The organism is Variovorax paradoxus B4 (genome assembly GCF_000463015.1).
Lineage (GTDB): Bacteria > Pseudomonadota > Gammaproteobacteria > Burkholderiales > Burkholderiaceae_C > Variovorax > Variovorax paradoxus_E.
Genome location: NC_022247.1, coordinates 5,376,536 through 5,401,574, shown reverse-complemented (window position 1 = coordinate 5,401,574; position 25,039 = coordinate 5,376,536). Strand labels below are relative to the sequence as shown.

Genomic DNA, 25,039 nt, shown 5'->3' with positions numbered 1-25,039 from the left:
ACGTCCCCTGCTTGGTGAAGCGCACGCACATTCGGCAACCGCTTGTAATCGAGGACTCGGCATGAAAAACAACAAGAACGCCTGTGCGTCGGGCGAACTTCGCTACCGAAACAATAGCGCGGCGCGATGGATGGCGGCGCTCGCGTCCGCCGCAATGGCCGTAGCCGCCGGGCCCGCGGGCGCGCAGCTTGCGCGCAAGCCTTCCTACTACCAGCAGCAGAACAACAAGGCCGCCCCGGAAGGCGCCGCCATGCCATCCCGCGCGCGCCCGGCCGCGCCCGCGTCGCTGCCGATGCTGCGCAGCCGCGGCGACTTCGACACCCTGGCCCGCGTGTACGACGCCGGCACGCCGATGCAGCTGGCCCACGTCCTGTTCGCCGTCGACCGCCAGGCCAGGCCCGTGCGCACCTACTACATCGACACGCCGCGCTACCAGCTGCACGTGCGCTTCGTGCGCGACACCGGGCTCGCGCCGCGCGCGGGCAAGCGCGAGATCGACCGCAACTACCTCGTGCCCGATCGCCGCTTCCTGTTCGGCACGCTGAGCTGGCAGCAGAACATCGGCAGCTTCACCTACGAGTTCTGGGAAGGCGACCGGCTCACCCCCGCGCTGCTGCGCCAGGCCGATGCGCAGGTGAAGGCCAGCTTCTTCGCGCCCGTGAAATTCAAGACCAACTCCACGCTGCACGAACGCGTCGCGACCGAGGCGGGCATCGACTTCGTCAGCCAGGAGGCGCTGATCCGCGAGCAGCCCTACATGCCGATGAATCTGGGTACGGCCACCGGCCGCGTGCGCATCGTGGACGAGGCCTCCGGTGCGAATGCGCTGAACGCGCTGCTGCCCGACGACATCGCCGTGCTGCGCCAGGTGCCGATCAGCCTGCCGCCGGTGGCCGGCGTGCTGACCGAGCGGCCATCAACCGCGCTTTCGCACGTCAACCTGCTGGCCAAGGGCTGGGGCATTCCCAACGCCTATGTGCGCGATGCCGCGGCCGTGTTGCGCGAGCACGCGGGGCAGTGGGTGGCACTCAAGGTGGCTGCGTCGGGCTACCATGTGCGCCGCCTTGCACCGGAAGAAATTGCGGCGCTGCCGCCGCGCAATGTGCGCGCCGCGGCCATCGGCGCGGTGCCCGGCAGCGCAAGGGCCGCCAGGCCCGACCTGAACGAAACGCGCCTGCTGCCGCTCGCATCGCTGCGCGCGCGCCACAGTGCGCAGTGCGGTTCCAAGGCCGCCAACCTTGGCGCCGTGCTGGCCGCGCGCATTCCGTCCACCACGGTGCCCGATGGCTTCTGCATTCCCTTTGCGCACTACGACCGCTTCATGCGCACGAACGGCCTGGCCGAGCGCATCGCGCGCATGCGGCAGCAACCCGGCTTTGCGGGCGATCCGCAGATCCGGCAGAAGGCGCTGGCGCAACTGCGCGACCAGATCGTGCAGTGGCCCGTCGATGCGGCCAGTGCGGCGGCGTGGCGCGCCGCATGGCAAACGCAGCTCGGCGGCGGCGGCGTGTTCGTGCGCAGCTCGTCCAACTCCGAAGACCTGCCCGGTTTCAGCGGCGCGGGGCTCTACACCACGGTGCCCAACGTCAAGACCGGCGACGCGCTCGAACTCGCGGTGAAGAGGGTCTGGGCCTCGGTGTTCAACCCCGAAGCCTGGGAGGCGCGCAGCGCCGCGGGCTTCGGCGCCGAATCGGTGCTGATGGGCGTGTTCGTGCAGACGGCCATCGACTCCGCCAACGCCGGCGTGATGATCACGCGCGACCCCTTCGACGCCGGCCACCCGCACGTCACCTACATCTCGGCCAAGCGCGGCATCGGCATTCGCGTGGTGGAGGGGCAGCGCGTGGCCGAGCAGGTGATGTACTCGAGCTGGTCCAAGGCGATCCAGGTGCTGAGCCGCTCGGCCGAAGAGACGGCGCTGCAGCTCGACAAGGACGGCGGCGTGAAGGAAGTGCCGGTCGAGGCCGGCCGCACCGTGCTGACGGACGAACTGGTGCTGCGCCTTGCCAATGCCGGCGCGGCCGTGAAGCGCGCTTTCGGCGGCGTCGACCAGGACATCGAATGGGCCACGGTGGGCGACCGCATCGTGCTGCTGCAGGCGCGTCCCTATGTGGAGCGGCGCCGCTGAGTCCGCAGGCTACTTGTAGAGCAGCTGCGGCAGCCACAGCCCGATCTGCGGCCAGATGTAGAGCAGCACGATGGCCAGCACCTGGATGCCCATGAAAGGCAGCATGCCCAGGAAGATCTGGTTCAGCGTCACGTGCGGCGGGCTCACGCCCTTCAGGTAGAACGCCGCCATGGCCACCGGCGGGCTCAGGAATGCGGTCTGCAGGTTCAGCGCCACCAGGAGGCCGAAGAACAGCGGATCGACGCCGAAATTGTCGAGCAGCGGAATGAAGATCGGCATGAAGATCACGATGATCTCGGTCCATTCCAGCGGCCAGCCCAAAAGGAAGATGATGACCTGGCTCAACACCAGGAACTGCACCTTCGTGAGGTTCATGCCCAGCACCCACTGCTCCACCAGCGCCTGTCCGCCGAGCAGCGCGAACGCGGCCGAGAAGATGGCCGAGCCCACGAAGAGCCAGCACACCATGGCCGAGGTCTTGGCGGTGAGGAATACCGACTCCTTCAGCACCGCGAGATTGAGCCGGCGGTAGGCCGCGGCCAGCAGCATGCCGCCCAGGGCGCCCATGGCCGCCGCCTCGGTGGGCGTGGCAAGGCCCAGCACGATCGAGCCGAGCACCGAGAGAATCAGCAGCACCAGCGGGAAGAACGAGGCCAGAAGCATCTTGAAGATCTCGAGCCGCGCAAAGCTCAGGAACAGATAGAACAGCGTGACCATCGCGCCGAAGATGGCGAAGGTGACCCACCACCAGGTGGGCGCCGGGCGTACCGAGGCGCCTTCTGCCGCCGGTGCGGTAGCGGCGGGCGGTTGCGCCGGGGCCGCTTCGGCCGGCGCGGCAGATGCGCCCGGCGGTTCCGCAAGCGGGCCGGAAGAGGGCGCGTCCCCCGAAGGCGGCTCCTGCAGCCCGCCCTCGGCCGGTGGTTCCTGGAGCCCGCCGGTGGAGGGCGGCTCCTGCAATCCGCCCGCGCTCGCGCCTTCCGCCGCACCGCCGCTGCGCGTGGCGCCGATCTCCTCGATGTCGTAGCGCGCCTGCGCCTCGACCGTGGTCACGGCCTTGTAGCTGAAGCCGGCAAGCAGAAGAAAGATCAGGCCGGGCATCGCGACGATGCCCAGCTGCCGCAGCACGTGCGAGAACGGCACGCCGGCATTGCGCCGGCCCTTGAGCAGTCCGACGACCGCATGCGCGGCGGGGCTGTCGGCCAGGCGCTGCGAGAGCGGCGGCAGCGGCACGACGCGCTCGGCCTGCGACAGCGGCGGTGCCCATTTCGGCTTGAGCCGCGCGATGATGATCACGTACACCACGTAGAGCGAGGCGAGCATCAGCCCCGGAAAGAACGCGCCCGCATACAGCTGCACCACCGAGACGCCCGCCGTGGCGCCGTAGACGATCAGCAGCACCGAGGGCGGAATCAGGATGCCGAGGCACCCGCCCGCCGTGATCGCGCCCGCGGCCAGCGGCACGCTGTAGCCTGCGCGCAGCATCGCCGGCAGGGCCAGCAGGCCCATCAGCGTGACCACCGCGCCCACGATGCCCGTGGCGGTGGCAAAGATGGTGCATGTGACCAGCGTGGCCACGGCCAATGCGCCCGGCAGCCGCGCGAGCGCCAGGTGCAGGCTCTTGAAAAGCGACTCGATGAGGTTCGCGCGCTCCACCAGGTAGCCCATGAAGACGAACAGAGGCACTGCAATGAGCACGTCGTTGGCCATGGTCTTGTAGGCCGCCTGCACCATCAGGTCGAGCGTGCGGTGCCAGTCGCGGTCGTAGGCCAGCCAGGTGAAGAGCATGCCCATGCCCATCAGTGTGAAGGCGGTGGGAAAGCCCAGCATGATCGCCACCACCACCAGCGAGAGCATCAGCAGGCCCAGGTGGCCGTTGGTGATGGTGTCGGCGCTCAGCAGCACTGTTGCCGCACCGATCACGATCAGCGCCATGAACGACAGGCCGAACCAGAGTTCGCGGCGGATCATCGCGCAGCCTCCTTGGCAGCCACCACGCGGTCGAGCGCGGCGATGTCTTCGTCCTTCACGTGCACCATCTCCTTGAGCTTCTCGACGTCCACCTCTTCCACGTCCTGTTCGCGCGAGGGCCAAGCGCCGCTCTGGATGCACTGCACGCAGCGGATGATCTCGACCAGCCCCTGCAGGAGCAGCGTGAAGCCGGCGAGCGGAATGACGTACTTGAACGGGTAGAGCGGCAGCGGCTCGGCCGAGAAGGTCTGCTCGCGGATGGCGAGCGATTCGCCCGCGTAGATCCAGCCCGCCCAGGTCAGCGCGACGATGCCCGGCAGGAAGAAGATGATGTAGAGCACCAGGTCCACCAGCGCCTGCGTGCGGGGCCGGAAGAACCCGTAGAGCACGTCGCCGCGCACATGGCCGTTCTTCGAGAGCGTGTACGCACCGGCCGTCATGAACATGGCCCCGTACAGCATGATCTGCGCGTCGAGCACCCATGCATGCGGGTGGTTCAGCACATAGCGCGAGAACACCTCCCAGCTGATCAGCAGCGTGAGCAGCAGTGCGCACCACGCGAAGGTCTTGCCGATCCAGGTCGAGAACCTATCGACGGCCAACAGGAAAGATTGCATCGGGAAGAACTCCTCGCTGCGGTCGCCGCAGCACGGGCAGGCAAGAAAAGAGGGCACCGAACGGGTGCCCTCGGGTCACCGGGTCGGTGTCAGGACTTCTTCGCCTGCGAACCGAAGTAGTGGTTGTAGGCCATCTTGAAATCGACCGTGTAGTCGTTGTGCCACTGGCCGGCGCGTTCCGCAAAGGCTTTTTGCGAGTCGAGCACCTTCTTGAACATCGGGTTCTCTGCGGCCTTCTTGGCAATGGTCTTGTCCCACGAGGCAAGCTGCGCGCGCAGGATGGCGTCGGGCGTCTTGTAGAACTTGACGCCGGCCTTCTTGAGCTCGATGTAGTCCTGCGAGTTGCGCTCGATGGCCTTCCAGCTCATGTCCGCGCTGGCCGCCTGCACCGCGTAGTCGATGATCGACTTGAGCTCGGCCGGCAGCGCCGCGAGCTTGCCCTTGTTGAAGAGAATCTCGAACTGCTCGCCCGACTGGTGGAAGCTCTGCAGCATGCAGTTCTTGGCGACGTCGGGAAAGCCCAGCACGCGGTCGCTCGAGGCGTTGTTGAACTCGGCCGCGTCGATCAGGCCGCGGTCCAGCGCCGGCACGATCTCCCCGCCCGGCAGCGGGTTCACGGCCGTGCCCATGTCGGTGAACACGTCGACCGCCAGGCCCACGGTGCGGAACTTGAGGCCCTTCATGTCCTCCACGCGGGCCACCGGCTTCTTGAACCAGCCCAGCGGCTGCGTGGGCATGGGGCCGTAGAGGTAGGACACCACGTCGAGGTTCAGGCTCTTGTAGATCTCCTCGATCAGCGCCTTGCCGCCGCCGTAGTTGTGCCAGGCCAGCACCATGTTGGCGTCCATGCCGTAGCCGGGGCCCGAGCCCCAGAGCGCGAGCGCGGAGTTCTTGCCGTACCAGTACGCCACCACGCCATGGCCGCCGTCGAGCGTCCCCTTGGCGACCGCGTCGAGCAGCTGGAAGGCGGGAACGACGGAGCCCGCGGGCAGGACTTCGATCTTCAGGCGGTTGCCCGCCATGTCGTTGACCTTCTTCGCGAAGTCCTGCGCATATTCGTGGAAGATGTCCTTGGCCGGCCAGGTGCTCTGGAAGCGCAGCGAGGTGGTCTGGGCCATGCTGACCATCGGCGCCGACATGGCGCCTGCGGCCACGGCCGCGCCCTTGAGAAGGCTGCGGCGGCGAGGCGATTTGCTGTCTGTCATGTTGTCTCTCTCCATACAATTTCTGACCGAAGAAACCCTGCCCGCCTCTTGGCGTGATGTTCGGCAGGCCCATCCGCATCTTTGGCGCGCTGGAATATGCGACAAACAGGGTTTTCACGAACTGGTGAAAAATTCCATCATCCGGCGTGGACGCCGAGCAACGTAAAGACGGCTGTTGCCCGTGAAGTAACCCTATTGATCAGAAGGACGCAGAGAGATGACTGAACCCGTTGGGGAAAAGGGCTATGCCGGCGACGTGACGCCCGAGCAGGCCGCGCAGTGGATGGCCAGCGGCGAGGCCGTGCTGGTCGATGTGCGCACCGACGCCGAGCGCGAATGGGTCGGCTACGTGCCCGGTGCCGTGCCGCTGGCCTGGAAGCAGTGGCCGGGCATGGCGCTCAACCCGGCCTTCGACGGCGGCATCCGCGCCGCGGGCGAGGACGGCAACAAGAAGCTGGTGCTGCTGTGCCGCAGCGGCGTGCGCTCCATCGCCGCCGCCCGGCGCGCCACCGAACTGGGCCTGGAAGCCTACAACATCCTCGAAGGCTTCGAGGGCAATCCGGACGAGAGCGGCCACCGCGGGCAGATCGGCGGCTGGCGCAAGCGCGGGCTGCCCTGGAAGCAGAGCTAGATTCAGGTACGGATTCGGGCTCAGTTCGGGGCGCGATCCCGCCGATGGGGTACGCGGCGAAGCGAATGTCCCCCGGCCTGCGGCCTCCTCCTTGATTTCGCTGCGCAAGGCACCCCATCGACGTGACCGTTATGCGGAGGGGGGTACCCGGTGGCCTGCGCACGCGCCCCGAACACCGGCGCCCTGAATAAAAACCCGAGAGAAACAAAAAGGCCCACCGAAACCAGTGGGCCTTTTTGTTGCAGCGGCGAGCGAATCAGCTCACAGCGCCGGAATGCGCAGCTTCTGCCCCGGGTAGATCTTGTCCGGATGGCTCAGCATCGGCTTGTTCGCCTCGAAGATCGCGTTGTACTTGTTGGCGTCGCCGTAGTACTTCTTCGAGATGGCCGACAGCGTGTCGCCCTTCACCACGTCGTGGTACTGGGCCGGTGGTGCGGGCGGGGCGACCAGGTTGTTGTCGACGCTCGTCACATTGGCCACGTTGCCCGCGGCAAGCGCGGCTTTTTCGCTCGCTTCCTGCGAAGGCGCCTGGCCGGCCAGGGTCACCACGCCGCTGCTGGCGGTGTAGGTCACTTCCAGGCCCGTGAGCCCGAGATTCTGCGTCTCGATGTAAGTCTTGATGGCCGCCGCGGCCTTGGTGTTGGCGTCCGGCTCGGCCGCCTGGGCCGACGATCCGCCGAACAGTTTTTCGCCTGCTTCCTTGATGAAACTGAGCAATCCCATGAATTTCTCCTTGTGCCGTGGTGGATGGAACTGGCGAATGTAGCGGCGCAATGGCATGTACCGGCGTAGGCCCGCGCCGCGTGTGTCAAAGACGTGCCAGCATGAATAACAACAAAGTCGCAATAATCCCGCCCATGGCATCCCCCTTCCTCGCGATCGACATCGGCAATACCCGCCTCAAATGGGCTCTCTACGATGCGGCGCATCCGGGAGCTGCGCTGCAGGCGCATGGTGCGGAGTTTCTCGACCACATCGAACGGCTGGCCGATGGCCCTTGGGCCGACCTGCCCGCGCCCGGCTCCATGCTGGGCTGCGTGGTGGCCGGCGACGCGGTGCGCCGCCGCGCCGAGGAGCAGATCGTCGAGCGCTTCGATTGCGCGCCGCGCTGGGTGGTGTCCAGCGCGGCCGAAGCCGGCATCGTCAACGGCTACGACCATCCGACCCGGCTGGGCGCCGACCGCTGGGTGGCGATGATCGGCGCGCGCCACCGGATGCTGGACGCGGGCCCCGCGCGGCCGATGGTGGTGGTGATGATCGGCACCGCCGTGACGGTCGAGGCCATCGACGCCAGCGGCAAGTTCCTGGGCGGCCTGATCCTGCCGGGCCACGGCATCATGCTGCGCGCGCTGGAGTCGGGCACGGCGGGCCTGCATGTGCCGACCGGCGAGGTGCGCGAATTCCCCACCAACACGAGTGACGCGCTCACCAGCGGCGGCACCTATGCCATTGCCGGCGCCGTCGAGCGCATGGTGCAGCACGTGCGCTCGCATTGCGGCGCCGAGCCCGCCTGCTACATGACCGGCGGCGCGGGCTGGAAGATGGCGCCCGTCATGAATGGGGACTTCGAGCTGGTCGAGAGCCTGATCATGGACGGGCTGCTGGTGATTGCCCGCGAGCGGGCCGCGGGATGGACCTGAAAAAGCTCAGGGGCGCATGAGCGCTTCGGCCACGGCCTGGAATGCCGGCAGCGTCAGCGGATCGTTGTCCGCATTGGCCGCCACCGGGTGCGCGGCGTAGCGCACGATCACCATTTCCGCCTTCGGATCGACGTAGATGCTCTGGCCGTGGATGCCGCGCGCCATGTAGGCGCCATGCGGGTTGTGCGTGACCCACCACATGTTGCGGTACGACCAGCCCGGCAGCAGCGCATAGCCGGCCTTGGCGAACCTGGCGGGGTCGCCGCCGCGTGTGATGTCTTCGACCACCGCCTTTGGAATGGCCTGCAGCCCGTTGGGCGCGCGCCCGCCGTCGCGCATGGTCTCGCCGAAGCGCGCGAGGTCGCGCAGCACGGTATTGAGCCCGCCGCCGCCCGACTCGGTGCCGATGCGGTCGACCATGAAGTAGGCGTCCTGCTCGGCGCCGATGCGGCGCCAGATCTTCTCGCTCAGCAGGTCGGCCAGCGACCGGTTGCTGGCGCGGCGCAGGATCCAGGCGAGCACCTCGGCATTCACCGTCTTGTAGGCAAAGGCGGCGTCGTGCGCGCCCTCCTTCTTCTTCAGCGTCGCGAGAAATTCGTAGAAGGACTTCGGGCCCGCGTAGTTCGGGCCCTGCGCCAGCATGCCGCCGGCGCGTGCATAGTCCCAGATTTCGGCCTTCGGGTCCGCGTAGTTTTCCGAGTAGTGCACGCCGATGGTCATGTCCATCACCTGGCGCACCGTGGCGTCGCCATAGGCCGTGTCCTTGAGTTCTGGCAGGTAGCGGGTGACCGGCACCGACGGGTCGAGCCTGCCTTCGTCCGCGAGGATGGCCGCCAGCGTGCCGACGAAGGACTTGGTGACCGACATCGCGATGTGCGGCCGCTCGGGCGTGAGCGCGCCGAAGTACCTCTCGTAGACCACGCGGCCGCGGTGCAGCACCAGGATGCCGTCGGTGTAGGTGCGCGGAATCATCTGGGCGAAGGTCAGCGTCTCGTCGCTGCCGGCATTTCCCAGGGGCTTGAAGGTGACGGCCTCGATGTCGCTGCGCGGCGCCGCCGGAAGCGGGCTGGCCGCGCTGCTGCCGCGCCACACGTTGGCGGTGGGCACGGTTTCGCGCACATGCGAGAAGCTCCAGCGCGTGCGCGGAAACACGCCGCCGGCCGGGTCGTCGAAGGTGATCAGCCTGTCGGGCGGGGGCGGAAAGCCCTTCATCCACCCCAGGGCCCCGACCGAGGTGGCCGTGGGATCGGGCGGCGTGGCGGGCGCGGGCGTCTGGGCGCAGGAGGTGGTGGTGTTCACGGCGAACAGTGTGAAGGCAGCGGCGAGCGCCGTGCGTTTGAAAAGGTCATCAGCGGCCGCTGAAGCGCGCGGGCCGCCGCTCGACGAAGGAGCGCACGCCTTCGGCTGCGTCTTCGCTGTTCGACAGGCGCTTCTGCGTCTCGATGAATTCCGACACGGCCGCAAGCGGGCCGTGTTCCACGGCCTTGATCACGTTGAGCCGCGTGGCCACCACCGCCAGCGGGGCTTGTGCCGCGATGCGCTGCGCGATGGCCAGCGCCGCGTCGAGCTCCTGCCCGGCCGGCACCACCTTCTGCACGAAGTGGAGCCGGTAGGCTTCGGCGCTGTCGAACTCGTCGGCCGTCAGCAGGTGCAGCATGGCATTGCCCACGCCCGCGCGCTCGGCCATGCGCAGCGTGGCGCCGCCCGTGGCCATGATGCCGCGCTGCACTTCCATCTGCGAGAAGCGACAATTGTCGGCCGCCACCACGATGTCGGCACCCAGCATCAGTTCGATGCCCACCGTGAAGCAGATGCCCTTCACCGCCACCACCATCGGCTTGGTGCGGCGGCGGTAGTCGGGCAGGCCGAAGTCGTGCGGCTCCACCAGCCCGGCCGGAATGGCCTTCTCGCCGCGCTTCATGTACTCGGTGACCGCCGGCAGGTCGAGGCCCGCCGTGAAATGGTCGCCGAAGGCATGCAGCACGCCCACGCGCAGCGTCGGGTCGTCGTCGAGCCGGGTGTAGGCCTCGGCCAGCTGCCTGAACATCGGCGGCGTCCAGCCGTTGCGCTTGGCGGGGCGGTTGATGCCGATCAGCAGCACGTGATCGATCACCTGGGTGTCGATGCAGCCTTCCGCAGGCGGCGTGGTGGGTGTCACGGTCATGGCGCTTGTCTCCTTTGTTGTTCCTGGCTTGCGCGCTCAGTACGTATAGACGCCGCGTCCGGTCTTGCGGCCCAGCTGGCCGGCCGCCACCATCTCCTTCAGCAGCGGGCACGGCCGGTACTTGGAGTCGCCGAACTGTTCGAGGTACACCTCCATCACGGCCAGGCACACGTCCAGCCCGATCATGTCGGCCAGCGCCAGCGGGCCGATGGGCTGGTTGCAGCCCAGCTTCATGCCGGCATCGATGTCCTCGGCCGTGGCGATGCCTTCGGACAGCACGAAGAAGGCCTCGTTGATCATCGGCACCAGGATGCGGTTGACCACGAAGCCCGGCGCGTTCTTCACCGTGATCGGCGACTTGCCCAGCTTCTCGGCCAGCGCCTTGACGGCATCGTGCGTGGCGTCGCTCGTGAGGTAGCCGCGGATCAGCTCCACCAGCGCCATCATCGGCACCGGGTTGAAGAAGTGCATGCCGATGAAGCGGTCGGCGCGCGAGGTGGCGGCCGCGAGCTGGGTGATCGAGATCGACGAGGTGTTGGAGGCAATGATCACCTCGGGCGCCACCAGTTCGTCGACCTGCTTCAGGATCTTGAGCTTGAGCGCGTGGTTCTCGGTGGCGGCCTCGATCACCAGTTGCGCGCCCTTCAGGTCGTCGTAGTTGGTCGAGCCCTTGATCAGTGCGAGCGCCGCGGCCTTCTGCTCGGCCGTGAGCTTCTCTTTCTTGATCAGGCGGTCGAGGCTGCCCGACACGGTGGCCAGGCCCTTGTCGACCGCCGCCTGGGCGACATCGATCATCACCACGTTGACGCCCGACACCGCGCAGGCCTGCGCGATGCCGTTGCCCATTGTTCCGGCACCGATGATGCCGACGGTCTGGATAGTCATGAGAAAACTCCTTGAAGAACAAAAAAAAGGAAAGGGGGAGCGGGTGGGGCGCCAGGCCGCCACCGCGGCAGGAGATCGATTGTGAAGCAGCCCCGCCGGGCCGCCGTTGCCGCGCGTGACACGGGTGGCCCGCGGGTGGCTTACAGTGCGGCGATTGCTTTTTCTTCTCTCTTTCCGATCCCGACCATGACCACCCTCGGCACCCCTCTTTCCCCCTCCGCCACCCGCGTGATGCTGCTCGGCTCCGGCGAACTCGGCAAGGAGGTGCTGATTGCCCTGCAGCGCCTCGGCGTAGAGACCATCGCGGTCGACCGCTACGAGAACGCGCCCGGCCAGCAGGTGGCCCACCACGCGCGCACCATCACCATGAGCGACCCCGAGCAGCTCAAGGCGCTGATCGAGGCCGAGAAGCCGCAGCTCGTGGTGCCCGAGATCGAGGCCATCGCCACGCCGATGCTGCAGCAGCTGGAGGACGCGGGCGTGGTGCGCGTCATTCCCACGGCCCGCGCCGCCCGCCTCACGATGGACCGCGAAGGCATCCGCCGCCTGGCCGCCGAGACGCTGGGCGTGCCGACCAGCCCCTACAAGTTCTGCGACTCGCTGGCCGAGCTGCAGGCGGCGATCGACGGGGTGGATGGAAAAGGAATTGGGTACCCCTGCATCGTCAAGCCCGTGATGAGCAGCTCCGGCAAGGGCCAGAGCAAGATCGACGGCCCGGCCGACGTGCAGAAGGCCTGGGACTACGCCATGGCCGGCGGCCGCGTGAGCCACGGCCGCGTGATCGTCGAAGGCTTCATCGACTTCGACTACGAGATCACGCTCCTGACCGTGCGCGCCAAGGACGCGGCCGGTGCGGTGCAGACCCAGTTCTGCGAACCCATCGGCCATGTGCAGGTCAGCGGCGACTATGTGGAAAGCTGGCAGCCGCACCCCATGGCGACGGCCGCGCTGCAGAAGGCGCAGCAGATCGCGCAGGCCGTCACGTCCGATCTTGGTGGCCAGGGGTTGTTCGGCGTCGAGCTGTTCGTGAAGGGCGACGAGGTCTGGTTCAGCGAAGTGAGCCCGCGTCCGCACGACACCGGCATGGTGACCATGGCCACGCAATGGCAGAACGAATTCGAGCTGCATGCCCGCGCCATCCTCGGCCTGCCGGTGGACACCTCGCTCAAGAGCCCGGGCGCCAGCGCGGTGATCTATGGCGGCGTCGACGCCGCCGGCATCGCCTTCGACGGCGTGGCCGACGCCTTGCAGGTGCCCGGCAGCGACATCCGCCTGTTCGGCAAGCCCGAGAGCTTTGCGAAGCGCCGCATGGGCGTGGCGCTGGTGCATGCGGCCGACACCGGCACCGCCCGCAAGCTCGCGAAGGAAGCCGCCTCGCGCGTGAAGCCGCGCAAGGCCTGAGCGGCACGAGCCCCAGCACAGCCCCAGCACAGCCAGTTTTCGCAAGCCGCGCCGGGAGCGCACGGGCATCGTGCGGATGAGATCGGGCGAACGCCACCCGACCCCACCGGAGACACCATGCTGCACCCCCAGGCGCGCGCCTTGCTCGACTTCATCGAGGCGCGCGGCATCCCGCCGACCCACACGCTTTCGCCGGCCGAGGCGCGCGCCTTCTATCGCGAGCGGCGTGCCGCCACGCAACCCGAGCCCCCGCCGGTCGCCGAAGTTCGCGACCTGAAGGCCGAGGGGCCGCACGGCACCATCCCGATGCGCCTCTATCGTCCGCTGGGCACCTCCGCCCATGCCGCGCTGCCGGTGCTCGTGTACTTCCACGGTGGTGGCTGGGTCATCGGCGACCTCGACACGCACGACGTGCTGTGCCGCTCGTTCGCCAACGGCGCGGGCTGCGCGGTCGCGTCGATCGACTACCGCATGGGGCCGGAGCATCGCTTCCCGGCCGCGGTCGACGACGTGCTGGCCGCCACCCGCTGGGTGCGTCGCGAGGCCGACTCGCTCGGTCTCGATGCAGGCCGCCTCGCGGTGGGCGGCGACAGTGCGGGCGGCAACCTGGCGGCGGTGGCGGCCATTGCCGCGCGCGATGCCGGCGACCTGCCCATCGCCTTCCAGCTGCTGATCTATCCCGCCACCGACATGCGCCGCGGCCATCCCTCGCACCAGGCCAATGGCCAGGGCTACCTGCTGACCCGCGACACGATGACCTACTTCCACGATCACTACATCGAGGACGCCGGGAGCGACCTCGACTGGCGCGCATCGCCGCTGCTGCACGCCGATCTCTCGGGCCTGCCGCCCGCGCTGGTGCTCACGGCCGGCTACGACCCGCTGCGCGACGAAGGCATGGCCTACGCCGAGGCATTGACCGCCGCCGGCAACCGCGCCGCGTACGTCTGCTTCGAGCGCCAGATCCACGGCTTCATCACCATGGGCAAGGTGCTCGACGAGGCCGATACGGCCGTTGCGCTGTGCAGCGCCGAACTCCGCCGCGCGCTGGCGCCGGCCTAGGGAAAGTCCCCGCGCAAATGCACGCCGCGCAGCCGGCCCTCGCCGCTACGATCCAGCCAACGCAACGCCGGCCCCTGGCCGACGGCGGCCCGATGCAGGAGACAGACACCATGCAGCGAACGAAGACGGCGCCGCCGGAAAGCGGCGGCGCGCAGCGCGGGGAGCGCCTGATGTGGCTCACGCACCAGCGCGTGTTCTACGCCGGGCTGCTCGGGGCCGCCGCCGAGCGCACGATGGGCGGGCACGGCGTGTACGTGTCGCCCGCGGGCGCGCCGCCGAACCGCCTGCGCATCGGCGGGGGCGCCTGGCAGACGGGCGAACTGCTGGTGGTGCCGCCACAGGTGCCGCACCGGGTGGAAAGCGCGCATCCGCTCGTCTTCAACCTGCTGATCGAATCGGAGTCGGTCGATCCCGCCCGCATGCCGGCCTTCATGCAGCACTGCGGGCCGGTCGATGCACCGGTCTTCGTGCGGCACATGCGCGATGCCCATGCGCACCTGCTCGCCGCGTCGGGCCGCGGCATGAACTTCGACGGCTTCGATTTCGATGCCCTGTTCTTCGGCGAGCCACTGGCACCGCGTGCGCTCGATGCGCGCATCCGCAAGGTCATCGACGCCATCAACGCCGACCCGGCCGCACCCACTTCGGCCGAAGACTGCGCGGCTTCGGTGCATCTTTCCTTCTCGCGCTTCCTGCATCTGTTCAAGCAGGAAACCGGCATGGCGTTTCGCGCCTTCCGCGCCTGGAAGCGCGCGCGCAGCCTGCTGCGCTACGTGCGCCAGGCCAGCACGCTGACCGACATCGCGCTGGACACCGGCTACCCCGACTCGACGCACTTCAGCCATTCGATCCGCCAGGTCTACGGCCTGAAGCCCAGCGACATCCTGGCCGGCTCGCGCCGCCTCGCGCTGCACGACGCGGCCGGCGGCCTCAGGCAGTAGGCGCGAAGAGGCCCCATGCAGATCCTCCAACTCCTGCTGTCGGGCATTGCGCAAGGTTGCATCTATGGGCTGATCGCACTGGGCTTCGTGCTGATCTACAAGGCCACCGAAACCGTGAGCTTCGCGCAGGGCGACCTGATGATGCTCGGCGCCTTCGGCGCGTTTGCCGGCATGTCGCTGTTCGGCTTGCCGTTCTGGCTCGCGGCCATCCTTGCGGTGGTGGCGATGGCGGCCTTCGGCGTGCTGCTCGAGCTGGTGGTGATCCGCCCGATCCTCGGGCAGCCGCAATTCTCGATCGTGATGCTCACCATCGGCATCGCCTACGTGGCGCGCGGGCTCATCACCATGGTGCCGGGCATCGGCACCGACACCCACACGCTGCCGGTGCCCTACAAGGACCAGATCTGGAAGCTGGGCGGGCTGGTGGTCAACCTCGAACAGCTCGCGATCATCATCGCCACCGCCATCCTGTGCGGCCTTTTGTTCGCGATGTTCCGCTACAGCAAGCTGGGCATCGCGATGCAGGCCTCGTCGCAGAACCAGCTCGCGGCGTACTACATGGGCATTCCGGTGAAGCGCCTGAATGGATTGGTGTGGGGGCTCGCGGCGGCGGTTGCCGCCATTGCCGGCATGCTGCTCGCGCCCATCACCTTCGTGCACGCGAACATGGGTTTCATCGGGCTCAAGGCCTTTCCGGCCGCGGTGGTGGGTGGCTTCGGCAGCCTGCCGGGCGCGATCGTCGGCGGGCTGGTGATCGGCATCGTCGAATCGTTCGCGGGCTTCTACCTGCCCGACGGCTTCAAGGACACGGCCCCGTACATCGTGGTGCTGCTGATGCTGATGATCAAGCCCAACGGCCTGTTCGGCGAGAAGCTGCGCAAGAAGGTGTAGACGCATGTGCCCCCACGCTCGTCACTTCGTGTACTCGCTGTCCCCCGAGGGGGCGCAGGTCCGCCTTGGGGCGGCCCGGCGACGGACCTGACCCATGCGCTTCATCTTCAAGACCAGCTACGACCAGGACATCCGCCTCGCGCGGCACGGCGGGCATGTGTTCTGGTACGGCCTGCTGGTCGCGTTCCTCATCGTCGCGCCATGGGCGATCGACGAGTACTGGCTCGCGCAGCTGACCTTCGTGCTGATCTACGGCATCGTCGGCTTGGGCTTGATGCTGCTGGCGGGCTTCACGGGGCAGTTCTCCATCGGGCATGCGGCGTTCCTCGGTGCTGGCGCCTACACGCAAGGCGTGCTGACCAACCTGGGCGTGCCGTTCCCGATTGCTCTGCTGGCGGCCGCGGCGCTGTCGGCGGCGGTGGGCGTGGTGGTCGCGCTGCCGGCCTTGCGCGTGAAGGGCATCTACCTGGGCATCGCCACGCTGTCGTTCGGCTTCATCGTCGAGGAAGTGTTCGCGCGCTGGGAGAGCGTGACGGGCGGCAACGCGGGGCTGCATGTGAAGTCGCCGCAGCTCTTCGGCTGGTCGCTCGGGTCGGGCAACGGCTTCTACTTCTTGTGCCTGGTGGTGGCGGTGCTCAGCACGCTCGGCATCCTGAACCTGCTGCGTTCGCCGACCGGCCGCGCCTTCGTCGCGATTCGCGATTCGGAGATCTCGGCGCAGAGCATGGGCATTCACCTTGCGCGCTACAAGACGATGTCGTTCGCGATCTCGGCCGCGCTCGCGGGCCTGGGCGGCGCGCTGTATGCGCACAAGCTGAGCTTCATCTCGCCGGACCAGTTCAACATCCTGCAGTCGATCGACCTGCTGCTGATGGTGGTGATCGGCGGCCTGGGCTCGGTGCATGGTGCATTCCTGGGCGCGATCTTCCTGATTGCGATGCCGCAGCTGATCTCGATGGGCAAGGACTGGCTGCCGGCCGTGATCGGCCAGGCGCCGGGGCTGCAGGGGCTGGTGTACGGCGTGGTGCTGATCGCGTTCGTGCTGTTCGAGCCGCTGGGGCTGTATGGCCGCTGGCTCAAGATCCGTACCTGGCTGCAACTCTTCCCGTTCTACCGCAAGGGGCTGTTCAAGCGGCAGAAGTCGTTCACCAAGTCGGACCGATTGAGATGACGAGCAGCAGCGGCGACATTCTTCTTTCGGCCAAGGACCTGAGCGTGCGCTTCGGCGGCGTGCTCGCGGTCAACAAGGTGAGCTTCGATGTGCGCCGCGGCGAGGTGTTCACGCTGATCGGCCCGAACGGCGCGGGCAAGACGACGGTGTTCAACCTGATCAGCCGGATCTACACGCCGACGATGGGCGAGATCATGTGGCATGGGGATACGTCGGGGCCGCTGGCGCTGACGCAGCAGGCGCCCCATGCGATTGCGGCGCTCGGCATTGCGCGCACTTTCCAGAACATCGAGCTGTTCGAACATGCCACTGTCCTTCACAACCTGCTGATCGGCCGTCACACGCACCGGCAGACGGGGTTCTGGAGCGAGGTGTTCTTCACGCCCGCCACGCGGCGCGCGGAGATTGCGGCGCGCGAGAAAGCGGAGCAGGTGATCGACCTGCTGGACTTGCAGCATCACCGCGACTCGATGGTGGCCGGCCTGCCGTACGGCGTGCGCAAGGTGGTGGAGCTCGCGCGTGCGCTGTGCACCGAGCCCAAGCTGCTGCTGCTCGACGAGCCGTCGTCCGGGCTCAACGTCGAGGAGACGGCGGACATGGCGTTCTGGATCCAGGACATCCAGCATGAGCTGGGAGTCTCCGTGCTGATGGTCGAGCACGACATGTCTCTGGTGTCGAAGGTGTCGGATCGCTTGCTGGCCATGAACATGGGCGAGGTGCTGGCGACTGGCACTCCGCGCGAGGTGCAGGCGGATGCGCGGGTTGTCGAGGCTTACCTTGGGACTGTGGATGACGTGAGCAGCTTGAGGAGGGTGGCGGCGTGAATGTCCTGTTCGCTGCTTCGTTGGAGGCGCCCGGTATGCGGTGCGGCGCGGTCGCCCCCACTGTGCCGGCCGCTTCGCGGCTCCCCTGCGGTGCTCGCGTTTTGCGGAGGCTCGCAGAACTCGCTTCGCTCAAACAGCTGCGAGCCCTGATCCGCGAAACGCTGCGCTCCCCGCCCTTGTCAAACCCTCGAGGGACAACGCCATGACCGACGTCGTCCTCCAGCTGCTCAACGTCGAAAGCGCCTACGGCCCCATCAAAGCCATAAGAGGCGTGAGCCTGAAAGTCAGGCAGGGCGAGATCGTGACGGTCCTTGGCTCCAACGGCGCAGGAAAAACAACGATCCTGAAAACGATCTCCGGAATCATCGACCCCCGAAAAGGCAGCATCGAATTCCAGGGCAAGGACATCACCGCCAAGGATCCGGCCCACATCGTGCAGCAGGGCCTGAGCCACGTGCCCGAAGGCCGCGAGGTGTTCCCGCTGCTGTCGGTGAGAGACAACCTGCTGATGGGTGCCTACACCCGCAAGGACCGCGACGGCGTGGCGCGCGACATGGAGAGCGTCTATGCCTACTTCCCCATCCTGCGCGAGCGCGCCACGCAGGATGCCGGCCTGCTCTCGGGCGGCCAGCAGCAGATGCTCGCCATCTCGCGCGCCATCATGGCCGCGCCGCATCTCATCCTGCTCGACGAGCCCAGCCTCGGCTTGAGCCCCAAGCTGACGAAAGAGATCTTCGAGATCGTCGTGCGCATCAACCGCGAACGCGGCACCACCATCCTGCTTGTGGAGCAGAACGCCAACATGGCGCTCAACGCCTCCGACCACGGCTACGTGCTCGAGAACGGCCGCATCGTCATGGAAGACACCTGCGAACGCCTGCGCGAGAAGGAAGACATCAAGGAGTTCTACCTGGGCGTCAAGGACGACGGCGTGCGCGGCGAGCGGCGCTGGAAAAAGAAGAAGACCTGGAGATGAGGAGCGCATGACCACCCCCGCCCTGCGCGCCCCCGCCGGCCTCTGGGACCTGGCGCATCTGCAGCCGAGTCCGGGGATCGTCGTGCCGGGCGACACCATCCCGGCCGTTTTCTGGAAGGCCGTGGAGCTGCGCGCCGACAAGGTCTGGATGCGGCAGAAGGAATTCGGCATCTGGCGCGCCTGGACCTGGCGGCAAACCGCCGAGGCCGTGCGCGAGATTGCGGGCGGCCTGCTGGCGCTCGGCTTCGGGCCGGGCGAGTGCGCGTCGATCCTTGCCAATACCGTCATCGAATGGGTGCTGTGCGATGTCGCCGTGCTCAGCTGCGGCGGCGTGTCCAACGGCATCTATCCCACCGACGCGGCCTCGCAGGTGCACTACCTCTGCGAGGATTCGCGCACCACCGTGCTCTTCGTCGAGGACGACGAGCAGCTCGACAAGGCGCTCGAAGTGCGCGCGCAACTGCCGATGCTGCGCAAGATCGTCGTGTTCGACATGGAAGGCCTGCGCGATCTCGACGACCCCGGTGTCGTCAGCCTGGACGCACTGCGCGCACTCGGCCGCGATCACCTGCAGGCCCATCCGCAGGCGCTGGATCAGCGCATTGCCGAGTGCCGTCCCGAAGACCTCGCGATCCTGGTCTACACCTCGGGCACCACCGGCAAGCCCAAGGGCGCGATGCACAGTCACCGCGGGCTGGTCTACACCATGCGCGGCTACAACACCCTGCTGGCGCAGGGCGAGGGCGACGAGCGCATGTGCTTCCTGCCGCTGTGCCACATCGCCGAGCGCATGGGCGGCGAGTACTTCGCGATGTACACCGGCTCGATCCTCAACTTCGTCGAGAACCCGGAGACGGTGCCCGAGAACGTGCGCGAGATTTCGCCCACCGTCTTCACCGCCGTGCCGCGCGTGTGGGAGAAGTTCTATTCGGGTGTGATGATCGCGCTGAAGGAAGCCAGCCGGCTGCAGCAGGCCGCCTACGGCTGGAGCATCGGCGTCGGCCGGCAGATTGCCGAGCGCGTGCTCCAGGGCCAGCCGGTGGGCGCTTGGCTGCGCTTCAAGTTCCGCCTGGCGCGCTGGCTGGCGCTGGACAACGTGCGCAAGCTCATCGGCATCCACCGCGCGCGCTTCCTCGTCACCGGCGCGGCGCCGATCTCGCCCGAGCTCGTGCGCTGGTACCTTGCGCTGGGCGTGCCCATGCTGGAGGTCTGGGGCATGACGGAATCGTGCGGCGCCTCCACGGGCGTGCCGCCGTCGCGCATCATGCCGGGCTCGATCGGCCCGGCCACCAGCTACAACGAGGTTCGCCTCGATCCCCAGACCGGCGAAATCCTGGTGCGCGGCCCCAATGTCTTCATGGGTTACCTCAACCTGCCGGAGAAGACCGCCGAGACCATCGACGCCGACGGCTGGCTGCACACCGGCGACGTGGGAACGGTCGACGCGGGAGGGTATTTCCGCATCACCGACCGCATGAAGGACATCATCATCACGGCAGGGGGGAAGAACATCACGCCGAGCGAGCTGGAGAACGAGCTCAAGTTCAGCCCCTACATCACCGACGCAGTGGTGATCGGCGACAAGAAACCCTACCTGACGGTGATCGTCATGATCGACCAGGAGAACGTCGAGAAGTTTGCGCAGGACCACGATGTGCCGTTCAGCAACTACGAAAGCCTGACGCGTGCGCAAGAGGTGCTCGACCTGATCCAGGGCGAGATCGACCGTGTCAACGCCAGGTTTGCGCGGGTCGAGCAGATCAAGAAGTTCTTCCTGCTCGAAACCCAGTTGAGCGCCGAGGACGAAGAGCTCACGCCGACGATGAAGCTCAAGCGCAAGCTGGTCCAGGCCAAGTACGCCGAGCGCATCGACGCCATGTATCGCTGATTCATTTTTCGTCAACCCGAGGAGACAACCCCATGAAGCTCAAGACAGTGACGACCCTGGCCGTGCTGGGCCTGGTTGCAACGTTCGCGTCCGCGCAGCAACAGGGCGTGAGCAAGGACGAGATCCGCATCGGCACCATCCAGGACCTGTCGGGTCCGCTCGCGGGCTTCGGCAAGCAGGCGCGCAACGGCATGCAGCTGCGCGTGGACGAACTCAACGAGCAGGGCAACATCAACGGCCGCAAGCTCAAGCTCTTCGTGGAGGACTCGGGCTACGACCCGAAGAAGGCCGTGCTCGCGGCGCAGAAGCTGGTCAACCAGGAAAAGATATTCATCATGGCCGGCCACATCGGCACGGCGCAGAACATGGCGGCCATGCCGGTGCAGTTCGAGAAGAACATCGTCAACTTCATGCCGATCACGGCGGCGCGCGAGATGTACGAGCCGCTGAACCGGCTCAAGTATTCGTTCGCGGCCACCTACTACGACCAGATCCGCCTGGCCCTGCCCAAGATGATCAAGGAGAAGGGCGCCAAGAAGGTCTGCACCATCTACCAAGACGACGAGTTCGGCCTCGAGGTGCAGCGCGGTGCAGAGGCGGGCCTGAAGACCGCCGGCATGGAGCTCGCCGAAAAGACATCCTTCAAGCGCGGCGCCACCGACTTCAGCTCCCAGGTCGCCAGGATGAAGGCCGCCAACTGCGACCTCGTGGTGCTCGGCACCATCATCCGCGAGACCATCGGCACCGTGGGGGAGTCGCGCAAGACCGGCTTCAACCCGACCTTCCTGGGATCGAGCGCGTCCTACACCGACCTGATCCACAAGCTCGGCGGCAAGGCGATGGACGGCATCTACGCCACCATGACGGTGCAGAACCCCTACACCGACGAGCAGTCGCAGCCGCTGCGCTTCTGGGCCAACAAGTACAAGACCAAGTTCAACGAAGACCCGACGGTGTTCTCGGTGTATGGCTACGTCATCATCGATTCGTTCATCAAGGCGGCGCAGAAGGCCGGCCCGAACCTGACGACCGACAGCTTCATCAAGGCCATGGACAGCATGACCTTCGAGCCCGACATGTTCGGCAGCCCGAAGAGCAGCTACACCGCCACCAAGCGCCTGGGCAACGACCAGTCCCGTTTGTCCCAGATCAAGGATGGGAAATGGGTCGTGGTCTCCGACTATGTGACGCCGTAATTGGCTCTCCCCCATGCTCCGCGCACTTCGTGTCGCTTCTCACACCCCCTCGCCGGGGGCAACGCCAGCGGCCCGGCGTAGCCGGTTCCGCGGCGTTCCCCGATGAGGATGCGCAGGCCGAGGCGGGTTTATATTTGCGGCGAACTCCCGTGACGAGTACGCAATGCCCCAGTATTGGTTGATGAAATCCGAGCCCGACGAGGTCTCGATCGACGACGCGCTTGCCGCACCCGGCGCCACCGTGGCGTGGACCGGCGTGCGCAACTATCAGGCACGCAACTTCATGCGCGACGGCATGAAGGTCGGCGACGGCGTGCTGTTCTATCACTCGAGCTGCCCCGAGCCCGGCATCGCGGGCATTGCGCGCGTGGCCTCGGGCATCAAGCCCGACCCGACGCAGTTCGACCCGAAGTCGCCCTACTACGATGCGGCCTCGAAGAAGGACGATCCGCGCTGGCTGCTGGTCGATGTGCAGGCGGTGCGCAAGACGCGCCTGCTCGCGCTGCCCGAGCTGCGCGCCAGACCCGAGCTGGCCGACCTGGTCGTGCTGCGCAAGGGCAACCGGCTGTCGATCACGCCGGTCGAGCCCGCGCACTGGCGGGTCATCGAGGAGATGCTGGGCTGAATCAGTCAGCCCACGCGCTGCAGGATCGGAAACAGCTTGCCCAGGCCGTCGGCCATGACCTCGACCGCGAGCGCCGCGAGGATCAGGCCCATGAGCCGCGTCATGATGTTGATGCCGGTCTTGCCGAGCACGCGCGCGATCGGCTGCGCGAGCGAAAACGCCAGCGCGGTGGCCAGCGCCACCACCACGCCGTAGCCCACCAGCAGCCCGAGCTCCCACAGGTGCTGCGTCTTGTCGGCATAGATCACCACGGTGGAGATCGTGGCTGGCCCGGTGAGCAGCGGAATGGTGAGCGGCACCACCGCGATGGAGGCGCCCATGGAGGCCTTGACCTCGGTGGCGCGCAACTCCTCGACGTTGGTCTTGCTCTCGGCCGGCTTCGCATTGAGCATCGACAGCGAACTCATGAGCAGCAGCAGGCCGCCGCCCACCTGGAAGCTGGCAATCGAGATGCCGAAGAACGCCAGCAGCTGCAGCCCGATCAGCGCGCTGACCGCAATCACCACGAAGGCGCTGAAGGCCGACATGCGCACGGTGTGCCGGCGCTGTGCATCGGAATAGCCCTGCGTGTAGTGGATGAAGAAGGGCACGATGGCCAGCGGGTTGACGATGGCCACCAGCGTGACCAGCGGCTTGATCAGGTCCATCGAGGTGCTCATTTCTACCTCCCTCCGGCCACGTCCAGCAGGGCCATGGTGGTGTAGCTCGCTTCGGCGGACAGCAGCCACAGGATCGCGCCGGCAATTTCCTCCGCGCTGCCGGTGCGCTGCATGGGCACGGTGGGCGCCAGCTCGAAGGCCCGGTCGGGCATGCCGCCGGAGGCGTGGATCTCGGTGTCGATCAGGCCCGGGCGCACGGCGTTGACGCGGATGCCCTCGGCGGCCACTTCCTTGGCCAGGCCGATGGTGAAGGTGTCGATGGCGCCTTTGCTGGCTGCGTAGTCGACGTACTGGCCGGGCGAGCCCAGCCGCGCGGCGGCGCTGGAAACATTGACGATGGCGCCGCCCGATCCACTGTGCCGGGTGCTCATGCGCCGCACCGCCTCTCGCGCGCAGATGAAACTGCCGATCACGTTGATGCGGAACATGCGTTCCAGGCGTGCCACGCTCATTTCGTCGACGCGGGCCTGAACGTCGACCACCCCGGCGTTGTTGACCAGCGCCGTGAGGCGGCCGAGCCTCGCATCGACCTTCTCGAACATGGCGAGCACCTGGGCCTCGTCGCCCACGTCGGCCTGCACGGCCATGGCGGTGCCGCCGCCTGCGCGGATGGCGCGCACCACCTCGTCGGCGGCGAGCGAGTTGCTCGCGTAATTGACGGCCACCGCGTAGCCGCGCTGTGCCGCCAGCAGGGCGGTGGCGGCGCCGATGCCGCGGCCGCCGCCCGTGATCAAGAGCACCTGGTCCAAAACCCACCTCCTGCAGAGAAACTGCGTGTCAGTTAAAACCGTCGGCTTGGATTACATCATCGGGGGCATGCGCATGAGCACCAGCAAGACGATTGACTATTACTTTGCGCCACAGAGCCCGTGGACCTATCTGGGGCATTCCCGCTTTGCGGCGATTGCCGCGGCCGCCGGCGCCACGGTGCGCGTGCGGCCGATCGACCTGGGCAGCGTGTTCCCGGTGTCGGGCGGGCTGCCGTTGGGCAAGCGCGCGCCGCAGCGCCAGGCGTACCGGCTGGTCGACCTCGCACGCTGTTCGCGCCACCTCGGCCTGCCGCTGAACACCAGGCCGAAGTTCTTTCCGGTGGCCAGCGACGACGCGGCCCGGGTCATCATCGCGGTCGACATGCACGACGGCACCGAGGCCGCCATGCGCATGTGCGCGGCGGTGTTCGCGGCCGTGTGGGTGCAGGAGCGCAACATCGGCGACCCGAAGGTGCTCGATTCGCTGGTCGTCGAATGCGGGCTGTCGCCCAAGCGCGCGGAGCAGTCGCAGAGCCAGGCGGTGCAGGAGCGTTACGAGGCTTACACGCAGGAGGCCATCGACATCCAGGTGTTCGGTGCGCCAAGTTATGTCATCGATGGCGAGATATTCTGGGGCCAGGACCGGCTCGACTTCGTCGAGCGGGCGCTGCGCCCGTAATCCGCCATTCTTTTCAGTTGCCATCAAGGAGCAAGACAACATGGGTCAATTCATCGATCTGAAAGCCAAGGACGGCTTCACCTTCCCGGCCTACGTGGCCGAGCCGGCGGGCAAGCCGCGCGGCGCGGTGGTCGTGGTGCCGGAGATCTTCGGCGTCAATTCGCACATCCGCTCGGTGGCCGACGGCTATGCGGCGGACGGCTACCTGGCGGTGTCGCCTTCGACCTTCCATCGCGTGAAGCCCGGCGTCGAGCTCGGCTACAGCGAGGAAGACATGAAGGCCGGCTTCGCGCTGAAGACCGCGGTCGAGGCGCTGCCCGCGCCCGGCGTGCTGCAGGACATCGAGGCCGCCATTGCCTATGCCTCCAAGGCCGGCAAGGTGGGCATCGTGGGCTATTGCTGGGGCGGCCTGCTGGTCTGGCGCGCCGCCAGCCTGGTTCCGGGGCTTGCTGCCGCGGCGCCGTACTACGGCGGCGGCATGACCACGCCGGAAGAAACCGCGCGCCAGCCCAAGGTGCCGGTGCTCGCGCATTTCGGCAACCAGGACCACTGGATCCCGCTGGGCACCATCGAAGCCTTCAAAAAGGCACATCCCGAGGTGGAGGTGCACGTCTACGAATCGGGCCACGGCTTCAACTGCGACCAGCGCGGCTCCTACAACGCCGAGGCCGCCAAGCTGGCACGCGCGCGCACGCTCGAGTTCTTCGCCAGGCACGTCGGCTGAGCGCGGCAAGGCCCG

At 67.2% G+C, this 25,039-nt stretch carries 24 protein-coding genes; 15 read left to right on the top strand and 9 right to left on the bottom strand.

All coding sequences use genetic code 11. The features are described 5' to 3' along the window. Positions 1-61: 61 nt before the first annotated feature. Entirely contained in the window at positions 62-2,128 is a 2,067-nt protein-coding gene (locus tag VAPA_RS25220; RefSeq protein ID WP_021012827.1) for a PEP/pyruvate-binding domain-containing protein, read from the top strand. Positions 2,129-2,137: 9 nt separating this feature from the next. Here VAPA_RS25220 and VAPA_RS25215 read toward each other — a convergent pair whose 3' ends face one another. From VAPA_RS25215 to VAPA_RS25205, 3 genes are all read right to left on the bottom strand, one after another. After that, entirely contained in the window at positions 2,138-4,096 is a 1,959-nt protein-coding gene (locus VAPA_RS25215; RefSeq protein ID WP_021012826.1) for a TRAP transporter large permease, read from the bottom strand. Then, positions 4,093-4,713, bottom strand: a complete 621-nt coding sequence (locus tag VAPA_RS25210) for a TRAP transporter small permease subunit (protein WP_021012825.1) — start codon at positions 4,711-4,713, stop codon at positions 4,093-4,095. Before VAPA_RS25210 ends, VAPA_RS25215 begins: the two co-directional genes overlap by 4 nt. 89 nt (positions 4,714-4,802) lie before the next feature. Next, on the bottom strand, positions 4,803-5,918 hold the full coding sequence (locus VAPA_RS25205; RefSeq protein ID WP_021012824.1) for a TRAP transporter substrate-binding protein: 1,116 nt from the start codon (positions 5,916-5,918) through the stop codon (positions 4,803-4,805). Between the two features lie 217 nt (positions 5,919-6,135). On the opposite strand from VAPA_RS25205, the gene VAPA_RS25200 reads away from it, so the two are divergent. After that, positions 6,136-6,549: a rhodanese-like domain-containing protein gene (locus VAPA_RS25200; RefSeq protein ID WP_021012823.1), complete on the top strand. Its 414-nt coding sequence runs from the start codon at positions 6,136-6,138 to the stop codon at positions 6,547-6,549. Between the two features lie 261 nt (positions 6,550-6,810). On the opposite strand, the gene lysM is transcribed toward VAPA_RS25200, so the two are convergent. Further along, the gene (gene lysM, locus VAPA_RS25195) at positions 6,811-7,272 is read right to left on the bottom strand and encodes a peptidoglycan-binding protein LysM (protein ID WP_021012822.1); all 462 of its coding nucleotides are present in this window, start codon (positions 7,270-7,272) and stop codon (positions 6,811-6,813) included. A gap of 134 nt (positions 7,273-7,406) precedes the next feature. Here lysM and VAPA_RS25190 point away from each other — a divergent pair, with 134 nt between their 5' ends. After that, positions 7,407-8,189, top strand: coding sequence for a type III pantothenate kinase (locus tag VAPA_RS25190; protein ID WP_021012821.1), 783 nt, complete (start codon positions 7,407-7,409; stop codon positions 8,187-8,189). Positions 8,190-8,195: 6 nt separating this feature from the next. On the opposite strand, the gene VAPA_RS25185 is transcribed toward VAPA_RS25190, so the two are convergent. The 3 genes from VAPA_RS25185 to VAPA_RS25175 are packed head-to-tail and all read right to left on the bottom strand — an operon-like array spanning position 8,196 to position 11,238. Then, positions 8,196-9,497, bottom strand: coding sequence for a serine hydrolase domain-containing protein (locus VAPA_RS25185; protein WP_051255406.1), 1,302 nt, complete (start codon positions 9,495-9,497; stop codon positions 8,196-8,198). A gap of 40 nt (positions 9,498-9,537) precedes the next feature. After that, the gene (locus tag VAPA_RS25180; RefSeq protein WP_021012819.1) at positions 9,538-10,353 is read right to left on the bottom strand and encodes a crotonase/enoyl-CoA hydratase family protein; all 816 of its coding nucleotides are present in this window, start codon (positions 10,351-10,353) and stop codon (positions 9,538-9,540) included. A 36-nt stretch (positions 10,354-10,389) separates the two neighbouring features. Continuing rightward, positions 10,390-11,238: a 3-hydroxybutyryl-CoA dehydrogenase gene (locus tag VAPA_RS25175; RefSeq protein ID WP_021012818.1), complete on the bottom strand. Its 849-nt coding sequence runs from the start codon at positions 11,236-11,238 to the stop codon at positions 10,390-10,392. Between the two features lie 186 nt (positions 11,239-11,424). Between VAPA_RS25175 and purT the strand changes: the two genes are divergently transcribed. The 10 genes from purT to VAPA_RS25125 all read left to right on the top strand — a co-directional run bounded on the left by purT (position 11,425) and on the right by VAPA_RS25125 (position 22,213). Further along, positions 11,425-12,639: a formate-dependent phosphoribosylglycinamide formyltransferase gene (purT, locus tag VAPA_RS25170; RefSeq protein ID WP_021012817.1), complete on the top strand. Its 1,215-nt coding sequence runs from the start codon at positions 11,425-11,427 to the stop codon at positions 12,637-12,639. A 117-nt stretch (positions 12,640-12,756) separates the two neighbouring features. After that, complete coding sequence (locus VAPA_RS25165) at positions 12,757-13,701, top strand: alpha/beta hydrolase (RefSeq protein WP_021012816.1); 945 nt, start codon at positions 12,757-12,759, stop codon at positions 13,699-13,701. 110 nt (positions 13,702-13,811) lie between these two features. After that, positions 13,812-14,642 (top strand): helix-turn-helix domain-containing protein, encoded by an 831-nt coding sequence (locus tag VAPA_RS25160; RefSeq protein ID WP_021012815.1) that lies wholly within the window; start codon positions 13,812-13,814, stop codon positions 14,640-14,642. A gap of 15 nt (positions 14,643-14,657) precedes the next feature. Next, entirely contained in the window at positions 14,658-15,533 is an 876-nt protein-coding gene (locus tag VAPA_RS25155; protein ID WP_021012814.1) for a branched-chain amino acid ABC transporter permease, read from the top strand. Positions 15,534-15,627: 94 nt separating this feature from the next. Continuing rightward, entirely contained in the window at positions 15,628-16,704 is a 1,077-nt protein-coding gene (locus VAPA_RS25150; RefSeq protein ID WP_021012813.1) for a branched-chain amino acid ABC transporter permease, read from the top strand. Continuing rightward, a complete protein-coding gene (locus VAPA_RS25145) occupies positions 16,701-17,528 on the top strand; it encodes an ABC transporter ATP-binding protein (RefSeq protein ID WP_021012812.1) in 828 nt (275 codons plus the stop codon). Before VAPA_RS25150 ends, VAPA_RS25145 begins: the two co-directional genes overlap by 4 nt. A 202-nt stretch (positions 17,529-17,730) precedes the next feature. Continuing rightward, positions 17,731-18,504, top strand: coding sequence for an ABC transporter ATP-binding protein (locus VAPA_RS25140; RefSeq protein ID WP_021012811.1), 774 nt, complete (start codon positions 17,731-17,733; stop codon positions 18,502-18,504). A gap of 7 nt (positions 18,505-18,511) precedes the next feature. Further along, positions 18,512-20,392, top strand: coding sequence for an AMP-dependent synthetase/ligase (locus VAPA_RS25135; protein ID WP_021012810.1), 1,881 nt, complete (start codon positions 18,512-18,514; stop codon positions 20,390-20,392). 32 nt (positions 20,393-20,424) lie between these two features. Continuing rightward, a complete protein-coding gene (locus VAPA_RS25130) occupies positions 20,425-21,588 on the top strand; it encodes an ABC transporter substrate-binding protein (RefSeq protein ID WP_021012809.1) in 1,164 nt (387 codons plus the stop codon). Between the two features lie 163 nt (positions 21,589-21,751). Continuing rightward, positions 21,752-22,213, top strand: a complete 462-nt coding sequence (locus VAPA_RS25125) for an EVE domain-containing protein (protein ID WP_021012808.1) — start codon at positions 21,752-21,754, stop codon at positions 22,211-22,213. A 5-nt stretch (positions 22,214-22,218) separates the two neighbouring features. On the opposite strand, the gene VAPA_RS25120 is transcribed toward VAPA_RS25125, so the two are convergent. Both VAPA_RS25120 and VAPA_RS25115 read right to left on the bottom strand, forming a co-directional pair. Further along, positions 22,219-22,872, bottom strand: a complete 654-nt coding sequence (locus VAPA_RS25120; RefSeq protein ID WP_015867683.1) for a MarC family protein — start codon at positions 22,870-22,872, stop codon at positions 22,219-22,221. Positions 22,873-22,874: 2 nt separating this feature from the next. Then, on the bottom strand, positions 22,875-23,621 hold the full coding sequence (locus tag VAPA_RS25115) for an SDR family oxidoreductase (RefSeq protein WP_021012806.1): 747 nt from the start codon (positions 23,619-23,621) through the stop codon (positions 22,875-22,877). A gap of 73 nt (positions 23,622-23,694) precedes the next feature. Here VAPA_RS25115 and VAPA_RS25110 point away from each other — a divergent pair, with 73 nt between their 5' ends. After that, positions 23,695-24,300 (top strand): 2-hydroxychromene-2-carboxylate isomerase, encoded by a 606-nt coding sequence (locus VAPA_RS25110; RefSeq protein WP_041946613.1) that lies wholly within the window; start codon positions 23,695-23,697, stop codon positions 24,298-24,300. 40 nt (positions 24,301-24,340) lie between these two features. Further along, complete coding sequence (locus VAPA_RS25105; RefSeq protein WP_021012804.1) at positions 24,341-25,024, top strand: dienelactone hydrolase family protein; 684 nt, start codon at positions 24,341-24,343, stop codon at positions 25,022-25,024. Positions 25,025-25,039: the final 15 nt, after the last annotated feature.

Bases quoted from the DNA above. Each gene is read 5' to 3' on its own strand.
- VAPA_RS25220 (WP_021012827.1), top strand. From the start codon at position 62: ATGAAAAACAACAAGAACGCCTGTGCGTCGGGCGAACTTCGCTACCGA.
- VAPA_RS25215 (WP_021012826.1), bottom strand. From the start codon at position 4,096: ATGATCCGCCGCGAACTCTGGTTCGGCCTGTCGTTCATGGCGCTGATC.
- VAPA_RS25210 (WP_021012825.1), bottom strand. From the start codon at position 4,713: ATGCAATCTTTCCTGTTGGCCGTCGATAGGTTCTCGACCTGGATCGGC.
- VAPA_RS25205 (WP_021012824.1), bottom strand. From the start codon at position 5,918: ATGACAGACAGCAAATCGCCTCGCCGCCGCAGCCTTCTCAAGGGCGCG.
- VAPA_RS25200 (WP_021012823.1), top strand. From the start codon at position 6,136: ATGACTGAACCCGTTGGGGAAAAGGGCTATGCCGGCGACGTGACGCCC.
- lysM (WP_021012822.1), bottom strand. From the start codon at position 7,272: ATGGGATTGCTCAGTTTCATCAAGGAAGCAGGCGAAAAACTGTTCGGC.
- VAPA_RS25190 (WP_021012821.1), top strand. From the start codon at position 7,407: ATGGCATCCCCCTTCCTCGCGATCGACATCGGCAATACCCGCCTCAAA.
- VAPA_RS25180 (WP_021012819.1), bottom strand. From the start codon at position 10,353: ATGACCGTGACACCCACCACGCCGCCTGCGGAAGGCTGCATCGACACC.
- VAPA_RS25175 (WP_021012818.1), bottom strand. From the start codon at position 11,238: ATGACTATCCAGACCGTCGGCATCATCGGTGCCGGAACAATGGGCAAC.
- purT (WP_021012817.1), top strand. From the start codon at position 11,425: ATGACCACCCTCGGCACCCCTCTTTCCCCCTCCGCCACCCGCGTGATG.
- VAPA_RS25165 (WP_021012816.1), top strand. From the start codon at position 12,757: ATGCTGCACCCCCAGGCGCGCGCCTTGCTCGACTTCATCGAGGCGCGC.
- VAPA_RS25160 (WP_021012815.1), top strand. From the start codon at position 13,812: ATGCAGCGAACGAAGACGGCGCCGCCGGAAAGCGGCGGCGCGCAGCGC.
- VAPA_RS25155 (WP_021012814.1), top strand. From the start codon at position 14,658: ATGCAGATCCTCCAACTCCTGCTGTCGGGCATTGCGCAAGGTTGCATC.
- VAPA_RS25150 (WP_021012813.1), top strand. From the start codon at position 15,628: ATGCGCTTCATCTTCAAGACCAGCTACGACCAGGACATCCGCCTCGCG.
- VAPA_RS25145 (WP_021012812.1), top strand. From the start codon at position 16,701: ATGACGAGCAGCAGCGGCGACATTCTTCTTTCGGCCAAGGACCTGAGC.
- VAPA_RS25140 (WP_021012811.1), top strand. From the start codon at position 17,731: ATGACCGACGTCGTCCTCCAGCTGCTCAACGTCGAAAGCGCCTACGGC.
- VAPA_RS25135 (WP_021012810.1), top strand. From the start codon at position 18,512: ATGACCACCCCCGCCCTGCGCGCCCCCGCCGGCCTCTGGGACCTGGCG.
- VAPA_RS25130 (WP_021012809.1), top strand. From the start codon at position 20,425: ATGAAGCTCAAGACAGTGACGACCCTGGCCGTGCTGGGCCTGGTTGCA.
- VAPA_RS25125 (WP_021012808.1), top strand. From the start codon at position 21,752: ATGCCCCAGTATTGGTTGATGAAATCCGAGCCCGACGAGGTCTCGATC.
- VAPA_RS25120 (WP_015867683.1), bottom strand. From the start codon at position 22,872: ATGAGCACCTCGATGGACCTGATCAAGCCGCTGGTCACGCTGGTGGCC.
- VAPA_RS25110 (WP_041946613.1), top strand. From the start codon at position 23,695: ATGAGCACCAGCAAGACGATTGACTATTACTTTGCGCCACAGAGCCCG.
- VAPA_RS25105 (WP_021012804.1), top strand. From the start codon at position 24,341: ATGGGTCAATTCATCGATCTGAAAGCCAAGGACGGCTTCACCTTCCCG.